14 protein-coding genes are annotated in these 12,829 nt (G+C 32.1%); 11 read left to right on the top strand and 3 right to left on the bottom strand.

Going from position 1 to position 12,829, the window contains the following annotated elements; translation table 11 throughout:
• Nucleotides 1-2 precede the first annotated feature (2 nt).
• The 3 genes from NRK67_02480 to NRK67_02470 all read right to left on the bottom strand — a co-directional run bounded on the left by NRK67_02480 (nt 3) and on the right by NRK67_02470 (nt 3,107).
• Nucleotides 3-1,268, bottom strand: coding sequence for a hypothetical protein (locus tag NRK67_02480; GenBank protein ID UUV17724.1), 1,266 nt, complete (start codon nt 1,266-1,268; stop codon nt 3-5).
• Nucleotides 1,269-1,476: 208 nt separating this feature from the next.
• On the bottom strand, nt 1,477-1,632 hold the full coding sequence (locus NRK67_02475; GenBank protein ID UUV17723.1) for a hypothetical protein: 156 nt from the start codon (nt 1,630-1,632) through the stop codon (nt 1,477-1,479).
• Between the two features lie 254 nt (nt 1,633-1,886).
• Complete coding sequence (locus NRK67_02470) at nt 1,887-3,107, bottom strand: FprA family A-type flavoprotein (GenBank protein UUV17722.1); 1,221 nt, start codon at nt 3,105-3,107, stop codon at nt 1,887-1,889.
• Nucleotides 3,108-3,329: 222 nt separating this feature from the next.
• Here NRK67_02470 and lgt point away from each other — a divergent pair, with 222 nt between their 5' ends.
• From lgt to asnS, 11 genes are all read left to right on the top strand, one after another.
• Nucleotides 3,330-4,205: a prolipoprotein diacylglyceryl transferase gene (lgt, locus tag NRK67_02465; protein ID UUV17721.1), complete on the top strand. Its 876-nt coding sequence runs from the start codon at nt 3,330-3,332 to the stop codon at nt 4,203-4,205.
• Nucleotides 4,206-4,508: 303 nt separating this feature from the next.
• Nucleotides 4,509-5,471, top strand: a complete 963-nt coding sequence (gene rsgA, locus NRK67_02460; protein ID UUV17720.1) for a ribosome small subunit-dependent GTPase A — start codon at nt 4,509-4,511, stop codon at nt 5,469-5,471.
• Between the two features lie 29 nt (nt 5,472-5,500).
• Entirely contained in the window at nt 5,501-5,929 is a 429-nt protein-coding gene (locus NRK67_02455) for an N-acetyltransferase (protein ID UUV17719.1), read from the top strand.
• Between the two features lie 151 nt (nt 5,930-6,080).
• Nucleotides 6,081-6,767, top strand: a complete 687-nt coding sequence (locus NRK67_02450; GenBank protein UUV17718.1) for a pirin family protein — start codon at nt 6,081-6,083, stop codon at nt 6,765-6,767.
• Between the two features lie 160 nt (nt 6,768-6,927).
• Complete coding sequence (locus tag NRK67_02445; GenBank protein ID UUV17717.1) at nt 6,928-7,155, top strand: single-stranded DNA-binding protein; 228 nt, start codon at nt 6,928-6,930, stop codon at nt 7,153-7,155.
• Nucleotides 7,156-7,272: 117 nt separating this feature from the next.
• Complete coding sequence (locus tag NRK67_02440; protein UUV17716.1) at nt 7,273-7,584, top strand: PadR family transcriptional regulator; 312 nt, start codon at nt 7,273-7,275, stop codon at nt 7,582-7,584.
• Nucleotides 7,585-7,719: 135 nt separating this feature from the next.
• Complete coding sequence (locus tag NRK67_02435) at nt 7,720-8,952, top strand: OFA family MFS transporter (GenBank protein UUV17715.1); 1,233 nt, start codon at nt 7,720-7,722, stop codon at nt 8,950-8,952.
• Between the two features lie 88 nt (nt 8,953-9,040).
• On the top strand, nt 9,041-9,517 hold the full coding sequence (locus NRK67_02430) for a cyclic nucleotide-binding domain-containing protein (GenBank protein UUV17714.1): 477 nt from the start codon (nt 9,041-9,043) through the stop codon (nt 9,515-9,517).
• Nucleotides 9,518-9,713: 196 nt separating this feature from the next.
• Nucleotides 9,714-10,817, top strand: coding sequence for a hypothetical protein (locus tag NRK67_02425; GenBank protein UUV17713.1), 1,104 nt, complete (start codon nt 9,714-9,716; stop codon nt 10,815-10,817).
• Between the two features lie 336 nt (nt 10,818-11,153).
• Nucleotides 11,154-11,372 (top strand): DUF896 domain-containing protein, encoded by a 219-nt coding sequence (locus NRK67_02420; protein UUV17712.1) that lies wholly within the window; start codon nt 11,154-11,156, stop codon nt 11,370-11,372.
• A gap of 10 nt (nt 11,373-11,382) precedes the next feature.
• The gene (gene asnS, locus NRK67_02415; GenBank protein ID UUV17711.1) at nt 11,383-12,774 is read left to right on the top strand and encodes an asparagine--tRNA ligase; all 1,392 of its coding nucleotides are present in this window, start codon (nt 11,383-11,385) and stop codon (nt 12,772-12,774) included.
• Nucleotides 12,775-12,829 lie beyond the last annotated feature (55 nt).

The raw sequence follows: 12,829 nt of genomic DNA, 5'->3' as shown, positions 1-12,829 counted from the left end.
TTTTATTCCCCCTTATTTTTTATTATAAATTCTTTTATTTCATTACTTAAATTATTGATATCTAAAATATGATTAAATAGATTTTTATCTATTTCTATAAAATTATTGTTATCAATATACATTAATTTATTTTCTTTATAATTTATAAAAAATTTATTTATTTCATAATGTTTTAATTTATATATATTTTCATTTTCTTCTATATATTCATAACTAAAGCCCAGAGTATCCAGTACAATATCCACAAGATCACTTTTACCTCTATGATCTACAAATTTATATAAATCTATCCATCCGAGAAATTCAGTATTGAAACTGAAATGATCTTTAAATTTATAGTTATCAAATGCCTTATTTAATTCATATTCAAACTCTTTATTTGAGTACAGATTAATGACTTCCGGTTTAATTAATTTCCCAACTTTGAATAATATTTTTCTGTTAAGTTCATTTTTTAATTTTGCCATTAATTCTTTATCTTCTCGAAGATCCATTGAGTAATCTATTTTATATAGATCATCTAATTCCTTAGATAAATAAAATAGAGCCTTAGAAAGATATGAAATTGGATCTTTAATAAAACTTATTTTTTCTTCTACTCCATCTGTACTATAATCAATATATTTATTTTTAAATTGCTTTAATACAGATATTTCAATCCTTCCACGGTTATTCGATTCTTTTTCACCAAATGTTTTAAATTTATCTTGATCTATGTATGGTAAATTAAATGCTATAAAATGAAAGTGATATCCCTCTCTTTTCTCTTTATGAACTTCTCTTACTCCTACAGCTCTTAATTTAAAATTTTTATCAATTCTTGTCTGGACAAAATATTGAATCCTTTTAATTGTTTTATCCATTTCTAAAACTGCCACTTCATAATCTTTAATATCATTTTTAAAGGTAATAGTTATCATCTTTGGTAAACAAGCCTGCCCTTTATGATCTTGATATTTTAAAATATTACATAAGTATAAATCTTTAAATTCTGCTATCTTTCTCCTGATGTTAATGGATTTATTATTTAAATATGAATATAGCTCTCCTTTTTGTAATTGTGACAGATCTTTTTTTTCTCCACGACCCACTTTGACTTCTTCATAGATTGGAAGAGAACCCATAATATGCTTTTTTTTCCAATATTTCCCATCTTCTTTATAGTCATACTTTTTTTCCCCTGTAACTACTCCAGTATCATAGTTTGAATATTGAAATACATTTCCTGTTTTTTTAATTTTTCCAGTAATAATAGCAATATCTGACATAGAATCACCCTTTTTTATTATTAAATAAGACTTTCTCTGAATTAATACGTTGAGACAAGGAAAGCCTTTAAACCTCTTTCGAGGTTAAAAAAAAAGGTGGGAAATTACTATTTTCCAAACCTTTAAAAATTTAATATTACGAAGACAGCTTTTTTAATGAGTGCTGCCTTGAGTTCCTCTCATAACTTTTATAATTCCCCAAACTACTTTAATCTTCCCTAAATTCAGAAGTTGTTATTTTATAAGCTCCTTTTCCCGCTCCAATCCCTTTAAAAATCAAAAAAGTAAGACCAAGTTTTTCACATTTTTCCATTTCTTCTTTTAAATGTTCCTCAGAATACACAATTTTAGATTTATATTTCATATCAAACACCTCCAAAATATTTTAATTAAGAAGATGGTGAGTAACTATCCCACAAATATTTACTATAAATTCATAAAAAAAAATAGTAAAATCTTAATGTCAATTCCTTGACACTAAAATTCTACTATATCTTCGTGACGCTGCATCCAGATAGGCATAATCTAGAATTTTATAATTTTTAACGATAATTTCTTAAACATAAAAAAGCTAGAGAGAACATTATGTTCACTCTAGCTTTTTTTATATAAATAATTTTATTTTCTTGCTTCTTTTAACTTATCTGCCATAGCAGTTGCAATAGCTTCTAACTTTGTATAATCTTCCGATCTTGGAGTTCCTTTTACTTCTACAGATTCTCCTACAACCTCTATTCCTCTAAGTGAGTCAGCAAAAGCTTGTATTCCTTTTACTCCTCCTCCACTCCACATCATATTTCCAAAGATACCTAAATATCTGTTTTTTAATCCGTAGTTTTGCAGTTTAGATAAAAGTGGTTGAACTTTTGGATAAACTGCATTGTTATGTGAACAAGATCCTATAATTAATCCTTGATATTTCCATATATCACTGATTATATATGAGTGATCTGTTTTAGATGCATCATATAACTTTATATCGATGATTCCCTCTTTAGACAGCTGTCTTGCAATTGCATTTGCCATCTTTTCTGTATTTCCATACATTGAACCATAAACTATTACTACTCCTTCTGCTTCAGGTTCCATCTTAGACCATGCATCGTAGTGACCTAATACTCTAGGTATATCTGATCTCCACACCGGACCGTGACAAGGAGCGATACACTTGATATCCAATCCTCCTAATTTTTTTATAGCAGCCTGTGTAGGAGCTCCATACTTACCTACGATATTTGAATAATATCTTCTCATCTCATCCTCATAGAAACTAAGGTTTAACTGGTCATCAAAGATCCCACCGTCTAATGAACCAAAACTTCCAAATGCATCATTTGAAAATAATGTTCCTGTAGTAGATTCAAATGAAACCATAGATTCCGGCCAATGTACCATCGGTACCATAGCAAATGTAAGGGTATGTTTACCTAATTCTAAGGTATCCCCTTCCTTAACTACCAATCTGTTCTTTTCACAACGTTCCTTTGAGCAGTCATAAAATGCATCTAACATTGGAAAAGTCTTTACATTTCCTACTAGAGTAATATCAGGATATAGTCTGATTACATCCTTTATAGCTCCTGCATGGTCTGGTTCCATATGGTTTATTATTAAATAATCTATCTTTCTCCCTTGTAATACACCCTCTATTTTCTCTATAAAGTTTTCACTGGTTCCAATCTCTACTGTATCGATAAGTGCCACCTTTTCATCCAAAATAAGGTATGAGTTATAAGAAACTCCCTTATCTAATGGTAGATAGTTCTCAAATCTTTGAGTTTTTCTATCGTTTACCCCTACCCAAAAAATATCTTCACTTATTTTTTCAATGTTATGCATTCTAACTCCTCCTCAATAATTTTAATCTAAACGTTCATTATATTTATCTTTTTAAGTAATTTCTTCCTTTAAATTTGAACAATTATAATTTTAACCTTGTTATATAATAACAAATATTCTACTTCCAAACAAGTGAAAAAAATAATATATTTATAATTTTCTATTCTAATTCAAGTTTATGGTATAATTCTAAAGATGTCAATAATTTTAGGAGGTTATTTTATGGATCCGGTGTTTTTTACCATTGGAAGTTTTGAAGTACATTACTACGGTCTTATGTATGCCATTGCATTTTTATTAGGAATTGAACTGGTTAAGATAGAAGGAAAGAGAAAGGGGTTTAACCCTGCCCTCATGGAAAATTTTGCCTTTATAGCTATGATCTCTGGTTTATTGGGAGGGAGACTTTATTATGTGTTGTTTAATCCTACCTACTACTTCAGTCATCCGGGAGATATATTGGCAGTCTGGAAGGGCGGAATGGCCATCCATGGAGGAATTTTAGGAGGAATAGTCGGTACATATTTCTTTGCTAAGAAGCATAAGATATCTATGTGGAGTTTAGGAGATATTGCTGCTGCACCATTTATCTTAGGTCAGGCCATTGGGAGAATAGGTAATTTTATGAATGGAGAAGTTCATGGTGTTCCTACATTTACCCCGTTCAGTGTTATATTTTCTATTAAACCAAAATTTGTAGAGTGGTTCGATACCTACAATTCTTTGAGTTTAACTGCCCAGATGAAGTTCAAGGAATTAGTTCCTTGGGGAATTGTATTCCCAGATCCATCTCCGGCAGGAACAGAGTTTCCAGGGTTAGCTTTACATCCGGCTATGTTATATGAACTGATATTAAACTTTATAGCTTTTTTGTCTATTTGGTTTTTTTTCAAACATAAAAATTATAAAGCTGGAACAGTCTGGTTTATCTATATAATAGAGTACAGCCTTATCAGAACTTTCGTCAGTTTCTTTAGAAGTGAAGATCTGATGTTTTACGGGTTCCGTGCTCCCCATGTTATCAGTGTAATTTTAGTTATCTGGTCAGTACTCATGATCAAATACTTTAACAGGAAAAAAGTAGTCTCTAACAAATAATTTTTAAATAAGTAAAATCAAGAATCCTTGGTTTTACTTATTTTTATTATATAGGAAATTATACTCGCAAGGGGGTCTCACCAAAGTATCTAAAAATTTAAAATCTAAATTTTTCTTGCCTGGATCCAGCGTCACATTACTTTTTTCTTTTTTTTATATGAAATATTACAAACTTAGGTTATAATAAATTAGTTATACAATAAAAATAAAAGGAGATGAATTATGATAGTAGCAAATTTTGGAGGAAACCTAAACTAAAAAAGGTCCTCCGTTAATAATTTTCATGATAATTAGGAGGAAAAAATGAAAGGCAGAATTATATCAGTATTTAAAAATTTATACAGGGTCTCAATAGAAGATAAAGAGATCAATGCACCAATAACAGGAAACATGATAAAGGGTAGTGACTTCCCAGTAGTTGGTGACTATGTAGAAATTAGCCATGAGGGGCAGATAATTGAAATCTATCCCAGAAAAACTATCCTATCCAGGAAAGCAGCAGGAAAAGAGATAAAAGAACAACCCATAGTAAGTAATGTAGACTTTATCTTTATAGTTACTTCTTTAAATAAAGATTTTAACCTGGCCAGGCTGGAAAGATATCTGACAATGGTATATGAATCAGGAGCAACCCCTTGCTTTATATTGACCAAAGCAGATTTAGATGATGAAGTAGAAGAAAAAGTTACCAGTTTAGAGGAGATAGCTTTTGGAATCCCTATCCACGTAATATCTTCATATGAAGACAGAGGGATAGATGAAATCAGAGGTTATTTAAATGATGAAAAAACAATAGGTCTTATCGGGTCTTCTGGAGTAGGAAAATCAACTCTTATCAATAAACTCCTTGGAAATGAGATAATAAAAACCAAGGAAATAAGAACTATCGACGACAAGGGTAAGCACACTACCACAAGGAGGGAGATGTTCAGAGTAGAAGATGGATATATTATAGATACTCCCGGTATGAGAGAGATCCAGATGTGGAGCGGTGATACCAGCAGTTCCTTTGAAGATATAGAAGGGCTACTCAGCCAGTGCAAATTTTCTAACTGTACCCATGGGAATGAACCTGGATGTGCAGTAAAGAAAGCTATAGAAACCGGGGATCTAAAGGAAGAAAGATTAACCAGTTATTTAAAATTAAAAAGAGAGATAAAAAATATGGAAAATAAGATAAATCATGGTCATAAATTTGCTGAGAAAGAGAAGATAAAAAATATGATGGGTTCACTGGATAAAAGAAAAAAAATGAAAAATAGATAAATCTATATCTGTATAAGGAGATTGTTTATATGAAAATCAGAAAACTAGAGAACGATGATATACCAGAAGTTGTGGAACTTTGGTATGAAACGTGTATTCAAGCACATAATTTTATTTCCCCGGATTATTGGAAGGCTAATATGGAAGCTATGGCCACAGTATATCTGCCGGATTCAGAAACATATTTGGCAGTTGAAGAGGAAGATATTATCGGTTTCATAAGTACAGTGGACAACTACCTTGCTGCAATTTTTATACAGACCAAGATGCAGGGATATGGTATAGGTACAAAGCTATTAAATTTTATCAAAGAGAAAAAAGATACTATTCAGCTCGCAGTCTATAAAAAAAATTCTAAGAGTATTAATTTTTATAAAAAACATGGTTTTCAGGCTTTGTCTGAAAATTTAGATGAAAATACAAATGAAATTGAGTTATTGATGGAGTGGAACAAATAAGTAAAAAATTCAGATCCGGCTATTTTGCCGGATCTTTTTTATATTCTACTGCCTTTAATCTAAAAAAAATTTAAGTCTACTATCACTTAGAAGAAATTTTTAAATTAATGCGTATATAATTAAAACTTAAAAAATATAGAGGAGGGTTTAAATGTTAAAGATAGATAGAAAAGATATATACCATGATAACTATGGATGGCTGGATACTTATCATCATTTTTCCTTTGCAGATTACTATGATCCTGACAATATGAATTTTGGAGATATAAGGGTAATTAATGATGATATTATAAAAAGTGGAATGGGATTTGAAACCCATCCACACAGGGATATGGAAATAATCACTTATATTATAGAGGGAGAACTTACCCACGGAGACAGTATGGAAAATAAAAGAAGTATCGGTGAAGGCTTTATCCAATATATGAGTGCAGGGACAGGGGTATATCATTCGGAGCATAATTATGGAGATAAGGAATTGAGACTCCTACAGATATGGATCACACCAGATAAAAAAGGATATGAACCTAAATACGGTGACTATGAATATGGTGTGGAGAAGAGAAAAAATAATTTTTTACACCTGGTATCTGGAATGAAAGGAGATGCACTTATAAGGATAAACCAGGATGCTGATATATTTGTAGGAGAGTTTGATAAAGATGCTCTTTATAATATCCCTAAAGGTAAAAAGATATACGGAATAGTTATAGAGGGAAAGGCTAAAATAAATGGCGAACTACTTAAAACCCGTGATGCTTTTAAAATTGAGGAGGAGGACATTCAACTTAAAGTAAATAATAGAGCTCACATAATAATATTTCAGACAAATAAATAATTTAGATTCGACAGAATTTGCCAGGTCTTTTTAACACACCTCAAACTAAAAAACAGTAAAGGATTTTTACTTCCTCAGGAGTAAAAAGAAGATATCAGATTTAACAAGGAAATATATAATTTATGAGTAATAATATTTTTTATTGATGGAGGTTAAGATCATGGAAGCATATTTAGCAGTAGCTTTAAAAGAGATAAAGCATTTAAAATCAGAAGAAAAATTTACATTACAGGATTTATTTAAAAACTATGAGTGGGAAAGTTTAGATATTATGAAACACACAATTTTAGAGAGGATGTTTCTCCATGCAGTAGAAAGCGGTGAAGCTAAGGGTGTAAGAGTTCTGCAAAAAAATGAAAACGGGGAGCAGGTTTATCAAAAAGAATAAAATTAAAGTCTTTCCTTCTCATTGCTTCTCATTACAACTCATTTTTCTTGACTTTTATTCTCATCTATGTTATTATCATTTATCAATATCGATTTTTGATAACAACGAGGTGACAAGATGAAAAATAAAATTCCTAGGAAACTTTTACTGGGATTTATGCAGATACATATATTGATTCAGGCAAAAAAAGAACCTTTTTTTGGGCTTTGGATGATTGAAGAATTAAAAAACTATGGGTATCAAATTAGTCCCGGCACTATCTATCCACTTTTAACTAAAATGGAAAATGAAAATTTGCTAAAAAAAGAAGTAAGATTAACAAATGGTAAAAATAGAAATTATTATTTTATCACTGATGAAGGAATAGATGTTTTAACTATTGCAAAAGAAAAAGCAATGGTACTTTTTAAAGAATTAGAAGAGGTATAAAATGAAGTTACAGACGATGAAGCAGCTCAGGCTGCTTAAATTAATAAAAAAAATATTTCTTAAAATGACAGAAGAGCTCTCTTTAAGCAAAGGGGGCTCTTTTGGTCTTTTTTTGGAAAAACAAGGAGTTGAAGTATGATATCAAAGGTTAAGCAAAGAACAATTTTTATTTTTTTAGGGGTAATTATCTATATGTGTTTGGGGTCGGTATATTCCTGGAGTATTTTCAGAAAACCTCTGGAAGAAATTTTAAACATAAGTTCTACAGAGAGTTCCCTGCCATATATGACATTTTTAATTTTTTACGCACTGTCAATGCCACTTGCAGGAAATTTTATTGAAAAATATGGCCCAAGGAATATAACTTTATTTGGTGGAGCAATTGTCTCACTGGGATGGTTTTTATCTAGTTTAGCAAACAGCATTGAAATGCTTACAATAACTTATGGAATTATTGGTGGTATAGGTGTAGGTATTGTTTACGGTGCCCCTATGGCTGTTTCTGCAAAATGGTTTCCGAACAAAAAAGGGATGGCCGTAGGTCTGACACTTTCTGGGTTTGGATTATCACCTTTTGTCACAGCACCGATATCCAGACTTCTAATTGAACATTTTGGAGTGTTTTCTTCTTTTAAAATCTTAAGTCTGGCTTTTTTTGTAATAATATTAATTTTTGCACTTCCTTTAAGATTTCCAAACAAAGAGGAAGAAGTTGAAGAAAATATTGTTGGAAATAAAGATACTTCTTCGGATCTGCCTTTAAAAAAAGTCCTGACTAATAGAAAATTTTATATTTTATGGACATGTTTCGCTATAGGTACATTTACCGGTCTTATGGCAATTGGAATTTCCAGTCCTGTTGCACAGGAAATTATTGGGCTTAATCCAAAAATGAGTGCTTTTTCCGTTGCATTGTTCGCTGTATTTAACGGGTTAGGGCGGCCTGTATTTGGTGTCATTACTGATAAAATTAAATTTGAAAAAACTGCAATAATTTCCTTTGGCCTTATTATTCTATCTTCGGTAATAATGTTAAATTCAGGGGAAGGTAACGTTATATTTTATATCGTATCATTTTCAATCTTTTGGTTTATATTAGGTGGTTGGCTTGCAATTGCTCCAACTGCTGTCTCTAATATTTTTGGAGCAAAAAATTATGCAAGAAATTATGGTTTCCTGTTTACAGCATATGGAGTAGGAGCAGTAGTTTCAAGTGTCACATCAGGGATTATTAAAGATTCTTTTGGGAGCTATATATACGTTTTTTATCCTACAATAATAAGTGCAATTTTAGGGATTTTCATAGCAATTTTAGTACTCAAAGAAAAAAAAGTTAGAGAGATTGAAATAAATACAGATTTAAATTAAAACAGAGATAAGTTGAAAAAATAAATTTTAAACAGTAAAAGGAAATTCCAAAAAAAAAAGTAATAACCTAATATAAGGAGGGGTTATTATGCCTGAAGATAAACTGAAAGATAAAATTATTGAACTTCTTCCAAAGACATCTTTATTTGGAGGAGTGGATAGAGGCGATATTGATCTATTTATAGAGAGCCTTACAGAAAGAAAATATAGTGCCGGTGAAAACATCTTTGAGGAGGGAGGAGCCCCGGGAGATTCCTACCTCCTCTTGGAAGGAGAGGTCAAGACCACCGTTGCTGGCAGGAGGTTATCAAAATTCGGACCGGGATCAATTTTTGGAATGGCTTCTCCAATAGGTATCCAGAAACAAATTGTTACAGCAACTGCCGATACAGATATTACCCTGGCAGTCATCCCCAAGATGACCCTCTACCTTTTGGAAAAAGATAATCCCAAACTCTTTGGGAAGATCATACTCAACGAGGCAAGGGATCTGGCAAGAGCCCTCAAGGGGATGAAGGATATAATTATGGACTATATCCTCATAGAGGAGAGCGGAAATCTGTAACTCCAAAAAAATTAAAATGTCAAAAAGAACCAGAAAATTCTCTGGTTCTTTTTTATATTTAATTTAAAGCCGTCTAAATATTTACCCCATCCATATCCTTGCTACCCATAGTTGAGTTGTATAATGATTCAAAAATAAAGGATTTAAACACTTTATCGGTAAGAAATAAAAGATATAAATTTTTAGGAGGAAAAATATGAAAAATATAGAAAATTCCAAGGGTCCTTGGCTGTATCGTTTTTTAATCAAAAGTTTTATAATTATTTTTGGTATCCTGGTATTTTGGATCCTGGGGTTTCTATTGGAGGATATAGAATCCATAAAGGGTCCCAGATACAATAAGATAGAGAAATCATATCTTGAACCTGGCTTAATAACAGAGGAAAAAGAGCTGAAAAATCAAATAGAAAATCTCAAGAGAAAACAGGTAAAAAATGAAAATGAGATAGCTATAGTGAAAAACAGTTCTCAGAATTTGCAGAGTACAATAAACCAATTGATGGCACTAAAAAAACTGGCCATTGAAAATTCAAAGGTGATCTCAAAATCCGAGGAACAGCAGCTGAGTAGAAGTGTAGAAACTTTTTTAAAGAGTCAGAAAACCTATCAGAGATTAAATATGGAATTAGCTCAAATTATAGAAAAAAAACAAAGACTGGAGATAGAAAAACAGGAGGTAGGAAAAAAACTCAAAGATCAAAGGGGAGAAGCTCAAAAACAGTATAGGGAACTCCTGAAAAATCATAATTTGAAACTGGCTTTTTTACAGATATCGATCCTCTTCCCATTTTTACTGGGAGGGATATATCTTATCCTCAAGAAAAAATCAAGCAATTACTATCTTATCTTTATAGGTTATGGAGCAGCGGTATTTTTTAAGATCTTTTTGGTTATCCATAAATATTTCCCATCCAGGTATTTTAAATATATCCTGATATTAGGACTCCTCCTTACAGTGGTAAAAATACTCATCTATCTTATAAATATAATAATTAACCCGAAAAAACAATGGCTTTTAAAACAATATAGAGATGGATATGAAAAATTTCTGTGTCCGGTGTGTGAATATCCCATCAGAAGGGGACCGAGAAAGTTTTTATATTGGACCAGAAGAACGGTAGGGAAGGTAACGTTACCTCATACCCACACTGCAGAAAAAGATAAGCCTTATTCATGCCCCTCTTGCGGAACAACTCTCTTTGAGGAGTGTCCGGTATGCCATGAGATAAAACATGCACTTCTGCCTACTTGCTGTCACTGCGGGAGCAAAAAAGAAAAGTCCCAGAAAGTTGACAATTAAATAGCATAATAGTATAATATTTCTAATTATAAAAGCAATGATGAGGAGAGTAACTTCTAATAGATACTAAAGCGAGCTAGTGACGGTGGGAGACTAGTAGTGGAATTAGTTGTGAAGAACACCTTGGAGCTGCTAACCAAAAGGATTTTTGTAAAAAATCTTAGTAGGCTTAGACGTATTTGGCACGTAACGCCAAAGGGTATCGAGGAACTGCTTGTGTGTGTCTCCGTACTTACTTTATTTTTTAGGGTTTGTATGAATTTTGACTTCTCACTTTAGTAGTGGGAAGTTTTTTGTTTTATAGAAGAAAGTGTATCAATAGATAGGAGGATTAAAGTGGAAATGAAAGATATTATAGCTAAGGTGAATCACTATTCAGCTATGGCTAAGAAAAGAACGTTGACAGATGAAGAAACAATCGAAAGACAAAAATACAGAACTCTTTACTTGGAGCAGTTTAAATCCCAGGTTAAGGGACATTTAGATCAAGTAAAAGTTGTAGATCAAAATGGAAATGAAGTAAAATTAAATAAAAAAATAACTAAATTAAGTTAGGGAGGATTTTATGAAGAAAGCAACAGTTAAGGAACTTATCAGAAATGGTGAACAATTCTTAGATCAAGAAGTACAAATTTCTGGTTGGGTAAGAAAAATTAGGAGTCAAAAAAGTTTTGGTTTTATAGAATTAAATGACGGTTCATTTTTTAGTGGATTACAAGTGGTATTTGAGGACAACTTAGAAAATTTTGACGAGATAAGCAGAGCATCTATAGCTACATCTATGTATGTAACTGGAACTTTTGTAAAATCAGAAGGAAAGGGACAGAGCTATGAGATCAAGGCAACTTCTGTAGAGATATTCCAAAAAGCTGATTTAGATTATCCATTACAAAATAAGAGACATACCTTTGAATATTTAAGATCAATAGCACACTTAAGACCTAGAACTAATGCTTTTTCAGCTGTATTCAGAGTAAGATCACTGGTTGCATATGCTATCCACAAGTTTTTCCAAGATCAAGAGTTTGTATATGTACACACTCCAATCATAACTGGAAGTGACGCTGAGGGTGCAGGAGAGATGTTTAGAGTAACTACTATGGATCTAGACAATGTTCCTAAAACAGATAAGGGAGATATCGACTATAAGGAAGACTTCTTTGGAAAGGAAACTAACCTGACTGTAAGTGGACAATTAAATGTAGAAACTTATTGTGCAGCATTTAGAAACGTATATACTTTCGGACCTACATTTAGAGCAGAAAACTCAAATACAACTAGACATGCATCTGAATTCTGGATGATAGAGCCTGAGATTGCTTTCGCAGCCTTGGAAGCTAACATGGATTTAGCTGAAGATATGGTTAAATACATCATTAAATACGTTATGGAAAATGCCCCTGAAGAGATGGAATTTTTCAATAAATTTGTAGAAAAAGGATTATTTGATAAATTAAACAATGTTTTAGCCAATGACTTTGCTAGAGTTACTTATACTGAGGCAGTAGATATCCTATTAAAATCAAAGAAAAAGTTTGAATTTAAAGTAGAGTGGGGAATCGACCTTCAATCGGAACACGAGAGATTCTTAGCTGAAGAACATTTCAAAAGACCAGTTTTCGTAACAGATTATCCAAAGGATATCAAAGCATTCTATATGAAGCTTAACGAAGATGGAAAAACAGTAAGAGCCATGGACCTGTTAGCTCCTGGAATTGGAGAGATCATAGGTGGTTCTCAAAGAGAGGACAACTTAGAAGAGTTAGAGAGAAGAATGGATGAAATCAACCTTCCTAAGGAAGACTATAAGTTCTATACAGACCTTAGAAAATATGGTTCATTCCCTCACTCAGGATATGGGTTAGGATTTGAAAGAATGATAATGTACGTTACAGGAATGACAAATATCAGAGACGTAATTTCTTTCCCTAGAACACCTAAGAGTGCAGAATTTTAAAGATTAATTTAAAAAAATAAAGTGGAGTTTGATTGTTTCGTGCAATCAGGCTCCT

It is taken from the genome of Fusobacteria bacterium ZRK30, assembly GCA_024628785.1.
GTDB lineage: Bacteria > Fusobacteriota > Fusobacteriia > Fusobacteriales > Fusobacteriaceae > Psychrilyobacter.
Note: the sequence above shows the minus strand (reverse complement) of the source record. Positions and strands in the feature narration are given on the sequence as shown.